Source organism: Gemmatimonas aurantiaca (assembly GCF_037190085.1).
GTDB lineage: Bacteria > Gemmatimonadota > Gemmatimonadetes > Gemmatimonadales > Gemmatimonadaceae > Gemmatimonas > Gemmatimonas aurantiaca_A.
On record NZ_JBBCJO010000005.1, the window covers coordinates 192503 to 211574 of the forward strand.

At 64.4% G+C, this 19072-nt stretch carries 15 protein-coding genes and 1 riboswitch; of the genes, 12 read left to right on the forward strand and 3 right to left on the reverse strand.

The features are described from left to right. Positions 1–16 precede the first annotated feature (16 nt). Genes WG208_RS06555 through WG208_RS06565 form a run of 3 tightly spaced genes read left to right on the forward strand, consistent with a single transcriptional unit; the run spans position 17 to position 2623 of the window. Positions 17–889, forward strand: a complete 873-nt coding sequence (locus WG208_RS06555) for a CPBP family intramembrane glutamic endopeptidase (protein ID WP_337170536.1) — start codon at positions 17–19, stop codon at positions 887–889. Beyond that, entirely contained in the window at positions 873–1916 is a 1044-nt protein-coding gene (locus WG208_RS06560) for a histidine kinase (protein WP_337170537.1), read from the forward strand. The genes WG208_RS06555 and WG208_RS06560 overlap by 17 nt, the downstream gene beginning before the upstream one ends. Before the next feature lie 8 nt (positions 1917–1924). Next, entirely contained in the window at positions 1925–2623 is a 699-nt protein-coding gene (locus WG208_RS06565; RefSeq protein WP_337170538.1) for a LytTR family DNA-binding domain-containing protein, read from the forward strand. An 89-nt stretch (positions 2624–2712) separates the two neighbouring features. On the opposite strand, the gene WG208_RS06570 is transcribed toward WG208_RS06565, so the two are convergent. After that, positions 2713–3867, reverse strand: coding sequence for a cytochrome c peroxidase (locus tag WG208_RS06570; RefSeq protein ID WP_337170539.1), 1155 nt, complete (start codon positions 3865–3867; stop codon positions 2713–2715). Positions 3868–4045: 178 nt separating this feature from the next. On the opposite strand from WG208_RS06570, the gene acpA reads away from it, so the two are divergent. Beyond that, a complete protein-coding gene (gene acpA / locus WG208_RS06575) occupies positions 4046–5737 on the forward strand; it encodes an acid phosphatase (RefSeq protein ID WP_337170540.1) in 1692 nt (563 codons plus the stop codon). 88 nt (positions 5738–5825) lie between these two features. Here acpA and WG208_RS06580 read toward each other — a convergent pair whose 3' ends face one another. After that, positions 5826–6119, reverse strand: a complete 294-nt coding sequence (locus WG208_RS06580; protein ID WP_337170541.1) for a hypothetical protein — start codon at positions 6117–6119, stop codon at positions 5826–5828. 206 nt (positions 6120–6325) lie between these two features. Next, a riboswitch (cobalamin riboswitch) is annotated at positions 6326–6544 on the forward strand. Between the two features lie 109 nt (positions 6545–6653). On the opposite strand from WG208_RS06580, the gene WG208_RS06585 reads away from it, so the two are divergent. Then, positions 6654–9536 (forward strand): ribonucleoside-diphosphate reductase subunit alpha, encoded by a 2883-nt coding sequence (locus WG208_RS06585; RefSeq protein WP_337170542.1) that lies wholly within the window; start codon positions 6654–6656, stop codon positions 9534–9536. Then, positions 9536–10672: a ribonucleotide-diphosphate reductase subunit beta gene (locus WG208_RS06590; protein WP_337170543.1), complete on the forward strand. Its 1137-nt coding sequence runs from the start codon at positions 9536–9538 to the stop codon at positions 10670–10672. The genes WG208_RS06585 and WG208_RS06590 overlap by 1 nt, the downstream gene beginning before the upstream one ends. A gap of 43 nt (positions 10673–10715) precedes the next feature. Here WG208_RS06590 and WG208_RS06595 read toward each other — a convergent pair whose 3' ends face one another. Then, entirely contained in the window at positions 10716–12167 is a 1452-nt protein-coding gene (locus tag WG208_RS06595; RefSeq protein WP_337170544.1) for a short-chain fatty acyl-CoA regulator family protein, read from the reverse strand. A gap of 151 nt (positions 12168–12318) precedes the next feature. Here WG208_RS06595 and WG208_RS06600 point away from each other — a divergent pair, with 151 nt between their 5' ends. The 6 genes from WG208_RS06600 to prpC are packed head-to-tail and all read left to right on the forward strand — an operon-like array spanning position 12319 to position 19066. Further along, entirely contained in the window at positions 12319–13824 is a 1506-nt protein-coding gene (locus WG208_RS06600; RefSeq protein WP_337170545.1) for a CoA-acylating methylmalonate-semialdehyde dehydrogenase, read from the forward strand. A 57-nt stretch (positions 13825–13881) separates the two neighbouring features. Next, positions 13882–15042 (forward strand): acyl-CoA dehydrogenase family protein, encoded by a 1161-nt coding sequence (locus WG208_RS06605; RefSeq protein ID WP_337170546.1) that lies wholly within the window; start codon positions 13882–13884, stop codon positions 15040–15042. Continuing rightward, positions 15039–15836 carry an enoyl-CoA hydratase gene (locus WG208_RS06610; RefSeq protein ID WP_337170547.1) on the forward strand — a complete coding sequence of 266 codons (798 nt, stop codon included), beginning with the start codon at positions 15039–15041 and terminating at the stop codon, positions 15834–15836. Before WG208_RS06605 ends, WG208_RS06610 begins: the two co-directional genes overlap by 4 nt. Then, complete coding sequence (locus tag WG208_RS06615; RefSeq protein WP_337170548.1) at positions 15829–16968, forward strand: enoyl-CoA hydratase/isomerase family protein; 1140 nt, start codon at positions 15829–15831, stop codon at positions 16966–16968. Before WG208_RS06610 ends, WG208_RS06615 begins: the two co-directional genes overlap by 8 nt. Positions 16969–16985: 17 nt before the next feature. Beyond that, entirely contained in the window at positions 16986–17906 is a 921-nt protein-coding gene (gene mmsB / locus WG208_RS06620; protein ID WP_337170549.1) for a 3-hydroxyisobutyrate dehydrogenase, read from the forward strand. Next, positions 17903–19066 (forward strand): 2-methylcitrate synthase, encoded by a 1164-nt coding sequence (prpC, locus tag WG208_RS06625; RefSeq protein WP_337170550.1) that lies wholly within the window; start codon positions 17903–17905, stop codon positions 19064–19066. Before mmsB ends, prpC begins: the two co-directional genes overlap by 4 nt. Positions 19067–19072 lie beyond the last annotated feature (6 nt).

The following is a 19072-nucleotide window of genomic DNA, read 5'->3' on the forward strand; positions in this document are numbered from 1 at the left end:
GCCGCCGAGGATCGCCGTGACTGCCCGCTCCCACCCTATCGCCTCCTTCCTCGCGCTGACGCTGGCGATCAGTTCGATCTTCTATGCGCTCATCATCGGCACGGGGCATACCGGTGGCGCTCGCGGGGCTTACGCGACGGGCCTGATGTGGTGCCCTGGCATCGCGGCGTTGCTGACCTGCCGGCTGTGCCGGATTCCGCTGCGCTCGCTCGGATGGCAATGGGGAGCGTGGCGCTGGCAATGGCTTGCCTACGCGATGCCGCTGACGTATGCCGCGTGCGCCTACGCGGTCGTCTGGTTCTTCGGCTACGGTGATTTTCCCGACCCGGCCTTCGTCGCGTGGACACGCAGGGGACTTGGCTGGACCAGCGCACCGGACTGGCTGGTGCTGGCTGGCGGCTTCATGCTCGTTGCGACGACCGGCATGGTCGCCAGTTCAGCGCAGGCGTTGGGCGAGGAGATCGGCTGGCGTGGATTCCTGACGCCGCACATGACCGGGCAGTACGGCGAGGTGCGCGGCGCGCTGCTGACCGGCGCGCTGTGGGCCGCATGGCACCTGCCCATCCTGCTGTTCGCCGACTACCACAGCAAAACGCCCTGGTGGTACGGGCTCGGCTGCTTCACCGTGATGGTGCTCGGCATGAGCGTCATCATGGCCTGGCTCAGATCGCGTTCCGGCAGCCTCTGGACCGGCGTCGTCTTCCATGCCAGTCACAATCTGTTCATCCAGGGCTTTTTCACGCCGGCGACGCGGGCGCGCGGTATGTTCACGTCGTTCGCGATCGACGAGTTCGGATTTGCCGTGCCCTTGATGGTGGGGCTGCTGGCGCTGAGTTTACTCGCCGTGCGGAAGGCCGGACCGGTGCGACAGGATGATACGCGACGGTGAACTCAGCGTGATTTTGCACACGCAAACGACAGATGACGAACGTCGGTTTGGCATGACGAACGATGGCGCCGCGCTGCTCGCGATCGGCATTGCCACCGCGGCGATGTTGTGGACGGCGCTGTTCGTCGCCTATCGCCACGATCGCGCGGATGCCTCGGCCGTCGCATCCGCATCCGTCCTGTTGGTGATTCCGCCGCTGCTGTCCTACTACCTGCTGATGGATCTGACCCGCGGAAGGCTGTCGCTCGCGCGTCAGGTCGCCTGTGTCTGCGGACTTGCTCTGCTGTGGCTCGCCATTCAACGCGGCCTGATCTATCCCGCATTCGGCTTTTCGCCTGCGCTCGGCGAAAGCGTTGCCAACCTGATCCTGCTGCCGGTGTTCGGCGTGGCGTCATGGCTGGCGGTCCGTGGCTTCCGGTACCGTCAACGGCTTGCCCGCGCGCTTGACCTTCAACACAGGACAGAACTGCAGCTGCTCGATGCCCAGCTTGCGCCACACACCCTGTTCAACATGCTCAACACCGTCTACGCCGTCCTGCTGAGCGATCGCGAGCGGGCGGTGCCGCTGTTCCTTTCGATGTCCGAAGCGCTGCGCCATGTCGTCGACCGCATGCGCAAGCGCTGGGTGCCGCTGCACGACGAGCTGGACTTCATTGAACACTACGCCACGCTGGAGCGCGCGCGCGATGCGGCGCGCGTGAATATCGCTATCGATGCGCGCGGCGATCTGGAGATCCCGGTACCGCCGATGCTGTTGGCGACGCTGTTCGAGAACGCGGTCAAGCACGGTCGCTTCGCCGACGGCACGATGGATATTCAGGTCTCCGTCGAAGCGGACGAGACACGGATCCGGCTGGAAGTGCGCAATCGTTTCCCCTCACCCAGCCCCGTCCCGCTCACGACCGGGATGGGAGTGGGGCAGGCCAATGTCCGCGACCGGCTGCGGCTGATCTACCCCGGAAGAAGCACGTTCGTAATCGACGCGACCGACGGCCTCTATCGTGCCGTCATCGTCATCGCTCCATGAGCCGCGGGATGATGCGTTTCAAGGCCGCCAGCCTGGACGATGAACCCAATGCGCACATTGTTCTGCGTGCGCTGCTCGCCGACGTGCCGGATATTGTGCTGGAGCGGACATTCACCGCACCGTACGAGGCGCTCGCCGCGTTGAACCAGCAGCCTTGCGAGCTGCTCTTTCTCGATGTCGCCATGCCGGTGAGTGGCCTCGACTTCCTGCGGGCACTGACCCATCCACCGATCACCGTACTGCTGACCGCGAGCATGGAGCATGCACTGGCCGCCTTCGAACTCGGCGTACGTGACTACCTGCTGAAGCCGGTCTCCGGTCAGCGCCTGCAACGTTGCCTCGAGAACATTCGCCCGCTGCTACTGGCCGCACGGAGCGGAACGGCCATCGGCGCTCCCGCGAGGCTGCCGGTGCGCTGCGGCAATGAACATTGCCTCATCGACATTACGAAGACCCCGCGTATCGAAGCGAGCGGAAACTTTTCGATCGTTTACACGGAGCGGGATGCGATTTTCGCCTCCGAACCGATGAAGGAGCTCGAACGTCGTCTCGCGCCGCTCGGCTTCGTCCGCATCCACAAATCGCATCTGGTCAACCGCGTCTACATCCGCAGGATAGGGGCATCCGAAGTCGTTCTGCGCGATGGACTCACGCTGCCGATCGGTCGCGCATACCGGTTGGCCGTGGCGGATGCATTGGGGGCGTGAGCCTTGGTTGGATGAGACTCATCGCCCCGAATGCCGGCGACCCTGTCCATCGATGCCTGACACCGCCACCTCCGTCGGAACACGCGCATCTATCGACGGGCTGGGGTCGTTTCACTGTACCCATCATTCAACGTCCGCAGGAACGCGATCATGTCCGCCGCTTCGGCGTCGGAAAACGCCGGCCGCTGTCCGGGCTTCCGGTCGAAGGGTGGATCGACGTTGAGATTGTCCCAGTAGATGCGCGGCAGGTCGTCGTACATCTGCACGACACCACGCTTGTCCACCGGATAGAACAACCGCCCCTCGGTGTCGCGCCGTGCATAGAAGCGCAGCACCTGTTCGAGTGACGTGAAGACGCCGTTGTGAAAGAAGACCTGGCGCCGCGCGACATTGCGTAGCGTCGGCGTCTTGAAGGCACCACAATAGTCGGGTCGGTCCGCCAGATCGGTGCGCAATGGACCACAGAGACCGAGATCGTAATAAGTCGAATCGGCGTTGACCGGAATGCGACGGTTGCGGGGAACGCCGAGTGCGAGGAATCCCCGATCCGTGAACTGCGGAAAGCCTTCGCGTTGACGGGCACTGGGATGGCAGGACGCACAGTTTCCCTTCGCGGGATCGTTGAACAGCGCCAGCCCACGTCGCTCTCGCGCGGTCAACGCGCCTTCCCCGCGCAGAAATGCATCGTACTTGCTCGAGTACGGATAGAAGTCGGCGGGGCTCTGCTGGAAGGCATCGAGGGCCGCCAGAAGTCCGTTCCACGCCACGAGCGAATCGTCGAAGACGTGGGCACCGAACGCGGTGCGGAAGGCCTCGGCCACCGCGGAGACCCGCAGTCGTTCCACGGCGGCGGCTCGACTGATGTTGCCCATCTCCAGCGGCGACAGCAGTGGCAATGCGGCCTGCTCCTTCAGTGATTCGGCGCGTCCATCCCACATGAGGCCTCCGGCCGCTCCCTGATCCTCGCTGTCGTCGCCATCGTCTTCGCGATAGTGCTCGGTGAACGGCGGTGTGTCCTGGGCGTATCCGAGACTCGGCACGGCGCGCAGCCCCGACGCCGTTCCTCCGATGCCACCCGTCTGTACCGCCAGTGCGTTGGGCGCGGCCCAGCCATACTGCTGATCGTGACAGCTGGCGCACGAGAGACGCCCGGAAGCGGACAGTGTGGAATCGAAGAAGATCTGCCGCCCGAGAGCCATCAAGGTGTCGGCCCGCGGCATGACCATGGCGGAAATCGCGGACACGGATGGGTGCGATTCTCCGATCGGTCGCTGGTCGCATGCCGACATCGCCACCGCAGCAAGACAGGCGAGGCCGAGGGATCCCCGTGCCTGCCGCAATCCATGGCCGGTACGTATGTCCGTTCCCGCCCGTATATTGGAGCGCGAAGTTGAGACCGAACGATTCGAGGAGATCTTCTGCATGGTCACGTCACGGAATTTCGTGTTGCAGGCAGCCGCGGCGGGGATCGCGGCGCTTCTGGTCGGCTCCTGCCGCCCTGCGAGCCAGGCACCGTCGCAGCCCCCGGCGGCGACGGTACAGGCGTTGCGACAGAACGTGAAGCACATCGTGGTGATCTACGCTGAGAATCGCTCGTTCGACAACCTGTATGGCCATTTTCCCGGCGCCAACGGGGTTGGCCGGGTGATCGATCCGGAAGGCCGTCCCACGGCCGCGTATGTGCCGCAAAAAGACCGGGACGGCGTCACCGTGCTGCCCACGCTGCCCAAGACCTGGACCGGCGTGACACAGCGCGGTGTCACCCCCGTGGTCACGGAGGCGCAAAGTGCGGGACTGCCCAACGCGCCGTTCGGTATCGAGACGGCCTTCCGCAAGAACGCCAATGTCACACTCGGTACGGGCACCATCACCCGCGATCTCGCGCACAGGTTCTTCGAGAATCAGATGCAGATCAATGGCGGCAAGAACGACGGCTTTGCGGCGTGGAGTGATGCCGGCGGTCTCGCCATGGGTCACTTCGATTATTCGCAGTCTGCGATGTACCGATTGGCCCGGGAGTTCGTGCTGGCCGACAATTTTTTCCAGGGCGCATTCGGCGGTTCGTACCTCAATCATCAGTATCTCATCTGCGCCTGCGCTCCGGTGTATCCGGACGCCGCCAACTCGCCGGCCAAGGGCAGCATCACCCAGCTCGTGAAGAACGCGGACGGTTCGTATCAACCGAGGCTGGCCGTCACGGCGCGCAGCCCGGCCTCGGCGCTCGATGGTCGCCCGGTCTTCGTGAACAGCGGCAATCTCACGCCTGAGAACTACTTCGGCGATGGCAAGTACTACACGGTGAACACGATGCAACCGGCGTATCAGCCCAGTGGCGGTCCGCCGGCCAAGGACGGGAACCCGGCCTATGCCGACCCATCACGTGCCACGACGCTGCCGCCGCAGACAGAACAGACCATCGGTGACCTGCTGAGTGCCAAAGGCGTGAGCTGGACGTGGTACGGCGGCTCCTGGAATGCGGCGGTCGCGGAGGGTCCGCGCGAGATGGCCGCCCGGCGTGTCATCTATCGTTCCAACAACAACGGTGTGGCGACGCCGGCCGAAGTCGACTTCCAGGCCCATCATCAGCCGTTCAACTACTACGCCGCGTTCGATCCCGACACGCACGCGGCAGCTCGCGCCACCCACCTCCGGGACTACGACGATCTGGTGAAGGATGCGGCGGCAGGAACGCTGCCGGCGGTGACATTCTACAAGCCGGAGGGGATGTACAATCAGCACGAAGGGTACGCGGATCTCGACAATGGGGATGCGCGAATGGCCGATCTCGTGGCGAAACTGCGGGCAAGCCCGCAATGGAAGAACATGGTGATCGTGGTGACCTACGACGAGTTCGGAGGCGTCTGGGATCACGTGGCCCCGCCCAGAGGGGATCTGCTCGGGCCCGGTACCCGCATTCCGGCCATCATCATCTCGCCGTTTGCCCGCGCGGGGACGGTCGATCACACCCAGTACGACACGGGATCGGTGCTACGCCTCATCACCCGCACCTTCGACCTCGGGACCCTGCGTGGCCTGGCGCAGCGCGATTCCGCGCTGGTCCGGAACGGTGGGCGGGCCATGGGCGACATGACGGGTGCGTTGACGTTCCCTTGAAGAACCGCATCGCGCCCGACTTCGGCATGGAACGGCTGGACGTGTGAGCAGATGGGGTAGGACGGAAGATCGATACTCTCAGGATGTGTCATGCACCAGCGAGACGCTCTTGCACGCGCATCAGACCGGGGTCCCCTCCGGCCATGATACGCCATGTCCGCGCCGTGACGGTGGTCCCTCCCCGCGTACGGTAGGTCGGCATCTGCAAGATCACCCCGGCCGACTCGACCGCCGGTATGACTCCACTGACGGAGACGCCGTCGGAGAATTCCACCAGCAGTTCGTCGTCCGGCGACAGCGCGGTCATCCCGACAGACTCGTGGCTCCGCAACAGGGCACCCGGATAGAGGTGGGTATTGTTGGCAGTGAAACGCCAGAGCATGAAAACCTCCTCTCATGAAGGGGGACAGCGATATCGACAATTCCAATTATGGATCAGTGGAATCGTTTCCGGCGTTCCTCGCGCTCGAGAGGCCGATTGGGCGGTCAGACTGACCGTTTCGTACGCAAGTCCTCGCGGCATGGAATCGGTCACGACACCTGACGCAAATTGGCTTGCTTTCGCGAACCGGAACCGCAATAATCAACGGGTAATCACCGAGCGTTGGTTCCCCGGGTCGTTGGCCCGGGGTGAAAAGGGAATCCGGTGCGGTGCCTGTCCACAGGTGCCAATTCCGGGGCTGCCCCCGCAACTGTAAGCGGCGAGCTGCCTGTCGACGACGGCCACTGGCGCGAGGAACGCCGGGAAGGCCAGACAGGAGCGACGACCCGCGAGCCAGGAGACCTGCCATCGCGCGTTTTTCACGTCCTCGGGCGGGGTGTCCCGGTTGGTCGTCGGTTGCCCGCATGGAGGCCGTGCCTCCATCGCCCGCGACACGATCGGCTATCTCCCCCGCCCACTTTCACGGGGGTTCAGATGGCAGTGTCGCTCGGTGCCGGTGATATCCGGAATGTGTTTTTCCCACCCGTCGGCGGATCGGTCAGTGCCGAGCCGACGTTCCACGTCATCCGGCGCAACCGGACCGTTTCGCCCTTCGATCCGACCAAGATCGCGGTGGCGATGACGAAGGCCTTCGTGGCCGTCGAAGGACCGAGCGCGGCGACGTCCGCCCGCGTCCGTGACATCGTCGAACGCCGCTGCGCCGCCGTGGTGGAAGCGCTGACGCGTCACGCCGATTCGCAGCGCGCGCTCCACATCGAAGAGATCCAGGACCAGGTCGAACTCGCGCTCATGCGCGGTGGACATCACAAGGTCGCGCGGGCGTACGTGCTCTATCGCGAAGAGCGTGCGCGGTTGCGCCGGGAGTCTGGCGAGGAAACGACCAGCACCACGCCCACGCGCGCCGCCCTGCGATTCACGCTGCCCGGCGGTGAAGTCCGCACGGTGGATCAGGCGCATCTCGGACTCGTCATCGACGATGCCTGCGATGGGCTCGATGGCGTGTCGGCCGTGTCCGTGCTCGCGGAAACGTTGCGCAATCTGTACGACGGCATCAGTGCCGACGAACTGTCGCTGGCGCCGATCCTCGCGGCGCGCGCGCTCGTCGAGACCGAACCGAACTATGCCTTCGTGAGCGCGCGGCTGCTGCTCGAGCGCCTGCGCACCGAAGTGCTCAGCTACATTCACGGGCATCACGTCGAAGCCCGCGCGGCCGAGATGGGGCAGCACTATCCGGAATACTTCCCGCAATACGTGGAGCAGGGCATCGCGCTCGGGCTGCTCGATCCGGAGCTCGCCCGTTTCGACCTGGGGCGCATTGCCGCCGCGCTGCGTCCCGAGCGGGATCTGGCGTTCCGGTATCTCGGTCTGCAGACGTTGTACGATCGTTACCTGCTGCACACGGATGGGGTGCGCGTCGAATTGCCGCAGGCGTTCTTCATGCGCGTGGCCATGGGCCTGGCGTTGCGGGAAGTGGATCGTGAAGCGCGCGCCATCGAGTTCTACGAGCTCATCTCGTCGTTCGATTTCATGTGTTCGACGCCCACGCTCTTCAACGCCGGCACGCCGCGGGCGCAGTTGTCGTCGTGCTTCTTGACGAGTGTGCCCGACGATCTCGACGGGATCTTCAAGAGCGTCAAGGACAACGCGCTGCTGGCCAAGTATTCGGGCGGCCTGGGCAACGACTGGAGTCGCGTGCGCGGTCTGGGTGCGCACATTCGTGGCACCAACGGACGGTCACAGGGTGTCGTGCCGTTCCTCAAGGTGGCGAACGACACCGCCGTGGCCGTGAATCAGGGTGGGAAGCGCAAGGGCGCCGTGTGCGCGTATCTCGAAACGTGGCACATCGACATCGAGGACTTCCTCGATCTGCGCAAGAACACCGGCGACGACCGGCGCCGGACGCACGACATGAACACGGCCAACTGGATCCCCGATCTGTTCATGCAGCGCGTGGAAGAGAACGGGGAGTGGACGCTGTTCTCGCCCGACGAAGTGCCCGACCTGCACGATCTGTATGGTCCCGCGTTCGCCGAGCGGTATCTCGTGCACGAAGCGCGTGCCGACCGGGGAGAGATCGCGGTACACAAGCGCGTACGCGCCGCCGATCTCTGGCGTCGCATGCTCACCATGCTGTTCGAGACCGGGCACCCGTGGATCACGTTCAAGGATCCGTGCAATCTCCGGTCTCCGCAGCAGCACGTGGGTGTGATCCATTCGTCCAACCTCTGCACCGAGATCACGCTCAACACGTCGGACAGCGAAGTCGCCGTGTGCAATCTCGGGTCGGTGAACCTGGCCAATCACATCACGGCCAGCGGACTCGATCGGCAGCGCCTGTCGCGCACCGTCCGCACGGCCGTGCGGATGCTCGACAACGTCATCGACATCAACTACTACACCATCCCCGAAGCACGGCGCTCCAACCTGCGCCATCGCCCCGTCGGCCTGGGGATCATGGGATTCCAGGACGCGCTGCACACGCTGCGCCTGCCGTATGCGTCCGACGACGCCGTGCGGTTCGCCGACGAGAGCATGGAGTTCCTGAGCTACGAAGCGATCGGCGCCTCGTCCGATCTCGCGGTGGAGCGGGGCACGTATGCGTCGTTCAACGGCTCGCTCTGGAGCCGCGGCATTCTGCCCATCGATTCACTGGAACTGCTCGGGCAGGCACGCGCCGATGTGGGCAGCGCCCTCGAATGCGATCGCAGCGCGCAACTCGACTGGAATGCGCTGCGTGAACGCGTCCGGGCGCAGGGGATGCGAAACTCCAATCTGCTGGCCATCGCCCCCACGGCCACGATCTCCAACATCTGCGGCGTGTCGCAGTCGATCGAGCCCTCGTATCGGAACCTGTTCGTGAAATCGAACATGTCGGGGGAATTCACGGAAGTGAACGAATACCTCGTGCACGATCTCAAGGATCGCGGATTGTGGGACGAGGTCATGGTGAGCGATCTCAAGTACTTCGATGGCAGCCTGGGTCCCATAGACCGGGTGCCCGAAGATCTCAAGCGTCTGTACATGACGGCGTTCGAGATCGACTGCAGTTGGCTCATCGAGGCTGCGGCGCGTCGGCAGAAGTGGATCGATCAGGCGCAGTCGCTCAATCTGTATGTCGCGCAGCCCAGCGGCAGGCAGTTGGACTCGCTGTACCGGTTGGCATGGCGCCGTGGCCTCAAGACCACCTACTACCTCCGCTCCCAGAGCGCGACACACGTGGAGAAGAGCACCCTCAAGGGTACCGATGGCAAACTCAATGCCGTGGCGGTGGCCGCGACACGCACCGTCGAAGCCGTCGAGGCGATGACCGCCCCGGCATGCTCCATCGACAATCCCGATTGTGAGGCGTGCCAGTGATGAAGACGACTACGGAGACGATTCAGGATACCCCGTTGGACGCGTCCGCATCGGAGTCTCAGCCCGGTCCTTCGCTCGCCGATCTCGCGACCGGACTGGGCGAGATCGACCGTCATGGCGGCCGCGTGCACGTCGACGACAAGGCGATGATCAATTGCCGCGCCGATGTGAATCAGTTGCTTCCCCTCAAGTATCGCTGGGCGTGGGAGAAGTATCTGAATGCCTGCAACAACCACTGGATGCCCACTGAGGTGTCGATGCAGGCCGACCTCGCGCTCTGGCGGTCGCGCGATGGCCTCACCGACGACGAGCGCCGGGCTATCAAGCGCAATCTCGGGTTCTTCGCCGCCTCGGAATCCCTGGTGGCGAACAACATCGTGCTGGCGATCTACCGGCATCTGACCAATCCGGAATGCCGGCAATACCTCCTCCGGCAGGCCTTCGAGGAGGCCATCCACACCCACACCTTCCAGTACATCTGCGAAAGCCTCGGCCTCGATGAAGGCGAGCTGTTCAACATGTACCGGGAAGTGCCGTCGATCACCGAGAAGGCGGCGTGGGCACTGCGATACACGCAACATCTGTCCGATCCGACGTTCTCCACCGGCACGCCGGAGCACGATCAGGCGTTTCTGCGGGATCTGGTGGCGTTCTACGTGGTGTTCGAGGGCATGTGGTTCTACACCGGCTTCGCGCAGATCCTGTCACTGGGACGGCGCAACAAGATGGTCGGCATCGCCGAGCAGTATCAGTACATTCTGCGTGACGAGTCGATTCACCTGAACTTCGGCATCGACGTCATCAACCAGATCAAGGCGGAGAACCCGCATCTCTGGACGTCGGCGTTCCAGGAGGAAGTGCGACAGATGCTCGCCGAAGCCTGCGCGCTCGAGGTGGCCTACGGCAAGGACACCATGCCGCGTGGGTTCCTCGGACTCAACGCCGCGCTGTGTGAGTCGTACATGCACTTCATCACGAACCGTCGCTGCGCGCAACTGGGACTCGCTCCGGTGTTTCCGGAGACGGAGAATCCGTTCCCCTGGATGTCGGAAGCGATCGATCTCAAGAAGGAGAAGAACTTCTTCGAGACGCGCGTGATCGAGTATCAGAACGGAGGGGCGCTGCGCTGGGATTGAGGAACTGCGCGAGCGCCAGCGTGATGTCCACCACCGTGCCTCTTCATTCGCCGCTGAACCGATACGGCACGAGTGACTCGGTATCACTGTTCACCGCCAGCGTCTTGCCGGCCGGTGGGAAGGCACGCTGCACACAGTCGTGGCGAGGGCAGACACGACAACCGGGGCCGATGGGGATGACATCGGCAGGGCGCTCGAGGTCGATGCCATCGGCGTAGATGAGATCGCGTGCGTGTGCGATCTCGCAACCGAGGCCGATGGCAAACAGCTTGCGCCGCGCGCGATAGCCACCGCCGCCGCGTTCGATGGTCCGGGCCATGCCGAAAAAGCGTGTGCCATCGGGCATCTCGGCGACCTGCGTGAGGATGCGACCGGGCCGGGCAAAGGCCTCATGCACATTCCAGAGCGGACAGGCGCCCCCATGCCGGGCAAAGTGAAAGGATGTGGCGCTCTGTCGTTTCGAAATATTGCCGGCCTGGTCGACGCGCACGAAATAGAACGGCACGCCGCGGGCATTGGGGCGCTGCAGGGTCGAGAGGCGATGACAGACCGTCTCGAAGCTCACCTGAAAACGTCGTTCGAGTAGTTCGATGTCGTAGCGATGCGCGCGGGCGGCTTGCAGGAAGTCGCCATAGGGCAACAGCACCGCACCGGCGAAATAGTGGGCCAGCCCCTGCCGCGCGAGCGCCTGCGTGGCCGCATCGGTGAATCCGCCATCACGCAGCTCGGCGTCGATGACATCGCCATATCCCAGCAATGCGAACTGCGTGGCCAGCTGGAATGCCTGCTGGGCATCGCTCAGGCCGGGCGGCAACGACAGACGACGACGTGTGGGATCATAGCGCCGCAGCCAGCCGTCGGACGCATCGGCGTCGACGACCTCGACACCGAACCGTGCGCGGAGAGCCTGACGCATCGCGTTCGCGCGTGCACCCGGCACCACGTTCGCCACATGAGCGAACTCCTCGGCGGGATGATCCAGTGGCTCGATGTAGTTGTTGCGCCGATTGAAATGATCCCGGACTTCCTCGTGCGGCAGTGGCACGAGGGCTTCCCGCAGGCGCCCGTCACCCAGATCCGATCCGAGCTCTCCGTAGAAACGATCGACGGTCTGCGCATACTCCTCACGCAACCGCGCATGACGCTGATGGAGGGTGAGAAACACATCCACGAGTTCCGGTGCGTGTTCGACCACCCGCTGCAGTGTCACCGCCGAAAACGGTTCGATGCTCAGGGTGCGATCGCCGAGCGCGTCGTGGAGTTCGGCGAGCAGCCGCCGGTCGGGTTCTTCGGAGAATTGTGCGACATCACCACCGAAGGCTTCGGCGAGCCGGAGAAGCACCGACGCCGTGACGGGTCGCTGGTTGTTCTCGATCTGACTGACGTAGCTCAGGGAGAGGCGGAGCCGTTCGGCCAGCTGAGCCTGACTCCATCCCGTCTGTTCGCGGAGGCGCCGGAGGCGGGGACCGACGAAGAGCTTTCGACCATGGGACATTTTACAATATTCACATTTTCCCAGCCTTCTTGTAAAGAGGTTGGCAGGTCTTCTCATTCACACTTTACACACGCTTCTATCGATTGTGAAATCAGTGTATTGATCCAGCGTCAGAAAGTCCTCCTTGATTCAGCCTCATCCCGGAGCTTCCATGGCGTCGGTGGACGTCCCCCGTATTCCGCTGCTGATCGACGGCGCGTTTGTCGAGTCACAGACCACCCAGTGGCGCGACGTCGTGAATCCGGCCACGCAGGCCGTCCTGGCCCGGGTGCCGCTGGCGACGCCGGAGGAGGTCGCGGCAGCGGTGGCGGCCGCCCAGGCCGCGTTCCCGGCCTGGCGCCGGACGCCTATCGGCACCCGCGCCCGGATCTTCCTCAAGTACCAGCAGCTCATCCGGGAGCACATGCCGGCGCTGGCCGCCACTCTCACCGCGGAGCAGGGCAAGACCCTGGCCGACGCCGAAGGCGACGTGTTCCGCGGCCTCGAGGTGGTCGAACACGCGGCGGCGATCGGCAATCTCCAACTCGGGGAACTGGCCGCGAACGTGGCGAACGGTGTCGACACCTGGACGCGATTGCAGCCACTCGGCGTATGCGTGGGAATCACGCCGTTCAACTTCCCGGCGATGATTCCGCTCTGGATGTTCCCGATGGCCATTGCCTGCGGGAACACCTTCGTGCTCAAGCCATCGGAACAGGATCCGATGGTGACGATGGAGCTGGTGCGTCTGGCGCTCGAAGCCGGCATCCCCAAAGGCGTGCTCAACGTCGTCCATGGCGCCGCCGATGTCGTGAATGCGCTCTGCGATCATCCCGACGTGAAGGCCGTGTCCTTCGTCGGCTCCACGCGTGTGGGCACGCATGTGTACCAGCGCGCGTCGCTGGCCGGCAAGCGGGTGCAGTGCATGATGGGCGCCAAGAATCATGCGGTGGTACTGCCGGATGCGAATCGCGCGGCCACGATCAATGCACTCGTGGGCTCCGCTTTCGGAGCCGCCGGTCAGCGATGCATGGCGGTCTCGGTGGCGATTCTGGTGGGTGACGCCCGCAACTGGGTGACCGACATCGTGGCTGCCGCGCGTACCTTGAAAGTGGGGCGGGGTGAAGAGAACCCCGATGTGGGACCGGTCATCTCCTGTGCCGCGAAGGAACGCGTCCACGGTCTCATCGCCCAGGGACTGGAAGAAGGTGCCACGCTCGCACTGGATGGCCGCAATCCGTCACTGCCCGAATCCCTCGGTCAGGGCAACTTCATCGCCCCGACGATCTTCGCCGGTGTGAAGCCCGGCATGACGATCTACGATCAGGAGATCTTCGGTCCGGTGCTCTGCCTCATGGAGGCCGAAACGCTCGATGAAGCCATTGCGCTCATCAATGCCAATCCGAACGGCAACGGCACCTCGGTGTTCACGCAGTCGGGAGCAGCGGCCCGCAAGTTCGAGGAAGACATCGATGTCGGGCAGGTTGGCATCAACGTGCCCATTCCCGTGCCCGTGCCGCTCTTCTCCTTCACCGGCTCCCGTGCGTCGAAGCTCGGTGATCTCGGTCCGTACGGGAAGCAGGTCGTGCTGTTCTACACGCAGACCAAGACCGTCACCGCCCGGTGGTTCGACGACGGCGTCTCGAGTGGTGTCAACACCACCATCAGTCTTCGCTGACCATCACCGGGGACGGTATCGATGACCATGCTGGCCGACCACGCTCCCGGACCAACCATGAACTTCTCGCTCTCCGAAGAGCAGCAGGCGTTTCAGGAAGCGGCCCGTGAGTTCGCGAGTCGTGAACTCGCACCACACGCCGCCCGATGGGATGCCGAGGGCTTCTTCCCACGTGAGACCATCGCGAGTGCCGGCGCACTCGGGTTCTGCGGTATCTACGCCAGCACGGCGTATCATGGATTGGGACTGTCGCGTCTCGATGCCACGGTCGTGTTCGAGGAACTCGCCGCCGCCTGTCCGTCGACCACCGCGTTCATCACGATCCACAACATGGCGACGTGGATGATCACCACGTTCGCCCGGCCCGACGTGGCGGAGGCGTGGGGACCACGGCTTGCCACCGGCGAGAAACTCGCGTCCTACTGCCTGACCGAGCCCGGCGCCGGATCCGATGCCGCCTCGCTCACGACATCGGCCGTGCGCGATGGGGAACACTACGTCATTCGTGGCACCAAGGCGTTCGTATCGGGTGCCGGTGCCACGGATGCGCTCGTGGTCATGGCCCGCACCGGTGGCAGCGGGCCGGCCGGTATCTCGGCGTTTCTCGTGCCCGCCGACGGCCACGGCGTGAGCTACGGCAAGAAAGAAGAGAAGATGGGCTGGAACAGTCAGCCCACCCGCAGCATCACTTTCGAGGACGTGCGCATTCCCGTCACCCATCTCCTGGGCAACGAAGGTGATGGCTTCAGGATCGCGATGAAGGGATTGGACGGCGGACGCATCAACATCGCCACGTGTTCCATCGGCGCCGCACAGGGAGCGCTGGCGATCACGCGCCGCTACATGCACGAGCGTCGGCAGTTCGGCAAAGCGCTGGCGGACTTCCAGGCGCTGCAGTTCAAGTTCGCCGACATGGCCACGGAACTGGTGGCCGCGCGACAGATGGTGCGTCTGGCGGCGGCGCGACTCGATGCCGGCGATGTCGATGCCGGTGTGTACTGCGCGATGGCGAAGCGTCTGGCCACCGACATCGGGTTCGAAGTCTGCAATCAGGCCCTCCAGATCCACGGCGGCTACGGCTACATCCGCGAGTATCCGCTGGAACGCCTGCTGCGGGATGCCCGTGTTCATCAGATCCTCGAAGGCACCAACGAGATCATGCGCGTGATCGTCGCACGCCGCATGCTGCAGGACCACGCGACGGAGACCATTCGATGACCAGCAGGTCCACCGCTTCGTACGCCGGGCTCGCGCTGGAGAAGCGCGGCCACACGGCCATCGTGACGCTGAACAATCCGCCGGCGCACACCTGGACACTGGAGAGCCTGTCGGCACTGGAACACCTGGTGGCCGATCTCGACGCCGATCGGGCGATCTATGCGCTCGTGATCACGGGTTCCGGCGAGAAGTTCTTCAGCGCCGGCGCGGATCTCAAGCTCTTCGCCGATGGCGACAAGGCCATGGCGCGGGCGATGGCGCGACGGTTCGGTGCGGCATTCGAAGCGCTGGCCGCATTCCGCGGCGTCAGTATCGCGGCCATCAACGGCTATGCGATGGGTGGAGGGCTGGAGTGCGCGCTCGCCTGCGATCTGCGCGTGGCGGAACCCCATGCCGTGCTCGCCCTGCCGGAAGCCTCGGTGGGCTTGCTGCCGTGCGCTGGCGGTACGCAGTGGTTGTCGTGGACCGTGAGCGAGTCGTGGGCCAAGCGCATGATTCTCCTCGGCGAGCGTGTCGACGCGACGACGGCCCTGCGCATCGGTCTCGTCGACGAGATCGCCGAGCGAGGGCAGGGGCTCGAGCGCGCGCTCGTCATGGCCGATTCGGTGGCGCGACAGAGCCCCAGCGCGGTGCGGGCCTGCAAAGCGCTCATTCATGCGGCGCGGTCAGGCACGCCCCGAACGGCCCTCGTGACCGAACGCGAAGCTTTCGTGGATCTCTTCGAGACCGAAGACCAGCGCGAAGGTGTGAACGCCTTCCTTGCCAAGCGTACGCCGGTGTGGCGCAATGGCTGAAGAGGCTGTGATCGCCAACGCTCCGGTCCTCTTCGAGACCATCGAAACCTCCAGCGGCCATCGATTCGGACGGGCGACGCTCAATGTGCCAGCGAGCCTCAATGCGCTCTCGCTGGCGATGGTCGATCTGCTCGATCCACAGCTCGCGGCGTGGGCCGATGACGCGACGATCGCCGGCGTGGTGCTCGATGCCGCCGGTCCGAAAGCGTTCTGCGCGGGCGGCGATGTGGTGGGCCTGTACCGCGCGATCCGGTCCACGACCGCGGGGGAGATCCCTCCCGACGCCGCGAACTTCTTCGAACGCGAGTACCGGCTCGACTATCGCATTCACCGCTATCCGAAGCCGCTGCTCTGCTGGGGACATGGCATCGTGATGGGCGGTGGCATCGGGCTGCACGCCGGTGCGTCGCATCGGGTGGTGACGCCGCAGACGCGCATGGCGATGCCAGAGATCGGCATCGGGTTGTATCCGGATGTGGGAGGAAGCTGGTTGCTGTCCCGTCTTCCCCGTGGCGTCGGATTGTTTCTCGCCCTCACCGGCGCATCGCTCAATGCCAGTGATGCGCGGTTCCTGGGCATGGCCGACATCGTGCTGCCACACGATCGTCATGACGCGGTGCTCGAATCCATTGCGGCAGCCCGCTGGACGGGTGTGCGCGGTGCGGACCATGCGCAGTTGAGTCATCTGCTGCAGGCGTTCGTCGATGACGTTCCGCTCCCTCCGTCCGCGGTGCGCACGCACTACGACCGGATCGACGCCGTCATCGGCAACGACGAACTGGTGGATATCGCTTCCCGTCTCAGCGAACTCGCCGCGGATCCCGATCCGTGGCTGGCGCAGGCCGGTACGACCTTCATCAAGGGGTCGCCGACATCGGCCGCCCTGAGCGTCGCTCTGCAGCGTCGTGCGCGTCATCTGTCACTGGCCGACGCCTTCCGCCTGGAATGGCAGGCTTCAGTGGGATGCTGTCTCCACCATGATTTTGCCGAAGGGGTGCGGGCGCTGTTGGTGGACAAGGACAAGTCGCCCCGGTGGAGTCCATCGACACTCTCCGATGTGACGCCCGATCTCATCGCATCGCATCTCCGTCCTCACCACCGCGGCGCGAATCCGCTCGCCGATCTCCTCTGAGCTTCCGGGACGATATCATGACCGGCACATCACGTATCGCCTTCCTCGGCCTGGGGCACATGGGAGGCCCCATGGTGAGCAATCTCCATCGCGCCGGATTCGATGTCCGGGCGTTCGACCTGAGTGACGTGGCCCTCGCACGGGTGCGGGAGCGCGGCGTGACGACGAGTACATCGCCACACGAAGCCGTGGCGGGCGCAGACATCGTGATCTCCATGCTGCCGGCCAGTCGCCATGTGGAGTCTCTCTATCTCGGCACTGCGGGTGTGCTGGTCGATGTCGCGCCCGGCGCATTGATCATCGACTGCAGCACGATCGCGCCGGCCATGGCACAACGCCTGGCGCAGGCGGCTGCCGCGCGTGACATCGCCATGATCGATGCCCCGGTATCCGGTGGCACGGCCGGCGCCGAGGCTGGTACACTCACCTTCATCGTGGGTGGTGAGCCCGCCGCGCTCGAACGCGCCCGCGCGGTCCTGCAGGCGATGGGGAAGAACATCTTCCACATGGGCGCGGCAGGCGCTGGGCAGGTGGCCAAGTTGTGCAACAACATGGCGCTCGGCGTGATCATGGCCGTGACCGGTGAAGCTCTCGCCCTCGGAGTCGCGCATGGGCTCGACCCCAAAGTGCTTTCGCAGATGATGGCCGTGAGCACGAGCCGCAGCTGGGCCACCGAAGTGTGCAATCCGTGGCCGGGCGTGCTGGAGAACGCCCCCGCATCGCGCGGATACACCGGCGGATTCGGCAGCGATCTGATGCTCAAGGATCTCGGCCTCGCCGTCGAAGCCGCCATGGGAACCGGCGCCACCATCCCGCTCGGGGAGTTGGCGCGCAATCTGTACGCGATGAACCAGCACGCCGGGCGCGGACATCTCGATTTCTCGAGCGTGGTGGGATTGGTCGCCACGGTCACCTCTTCTCCGAATCCACTCCCATGACAGCGACCGAAACACCCGCCGCGCCGACGTTCAAACCCAAGAAATCCGTCGCTCTCTCGGGCGTGGTGGCCGGCAACACCGCGCTCTGCACGGTGGGGCGCAGCGGCAACGATCTGCACTATCGCGGCTACGACATTCTCGATATCGCGGAGGTGTGCGAGTTCGAGGAGATCGCACATCTGCTCGTGCACGGCAAACTGCCGACGCCGTCGGAGCTGCGCACCTACAAGGCAAAGCTGATGGCGATGCGCGGATTGCCGGCCAGTGTGAAGGAAGCCCTCGAGAAACTGCCGGCCGGTGCGCACCCGATGGATGTCATGCGCACGGGCGTCTCCACGCTGGGGTGTGTGCTCCCCGAAAAGGACGACCACAATACGGCGGGCGCGCGTGATATCGCCGATCGCCTGCTGGCCTCGCTCGGTTCGATGCTGCTCTACTGGTATCACTGGAGCACCCAGGGCAAGCGCATCGATGTGGAGACGGACGACGATTCGATCGGTGGGCATTTTCTGCATTTGCTGCACGGCCGAAGTCCCTCGCCGGAGTGGGTGCGCGCCATGCACACTTCGCTCAACCTGTACGCCGAGCATGAATTCAATGCCTCGACGTTCACGGCGCGTGTCATTGCCGGAACCGGCAGCGACATGTACTCCGCCATCTCCGGCGCCATCGGCGCGCTGCGCGGCCCCAAACACGGGGGCGCGAACGAAGTGGCGTTCGAGATCCAGAAGCGTTACGACAATCCCGACGAGGCGGAGGCGGACATCCGGCGCCGCGTGGAAGCCAGGGAAGTGGTGATCGGTTTCGGTCATCCGGTCTACACCGTGAGCGATCCGCGCAATGTCATCATCAAGGGGGTGGCCAAGCGCCTCTCCGACAATGCCGGCAGCACGCGCATGTACGACATCGCCGAACGTCTGGAATCGGTCATGTGGGAAGTGAAGCAGATGTTCCCCAACCTCGACTGGTTCAGCGCCGTGAGTTATCACCTCATGGGTGTTCCGACGGCGATGTTCACACCGCTCTTCGTCGTATCGCGCACCAGCGGCTGGGCCGCGCACGTGCTGGAACAGCGGGTCGACAACAAGATCATCAGGCCGAGCGCCAACTATATTGGACCGGAAGATCAGCCCTTCGTGCCGATCGACCAGCGCCGTTGAAACGAA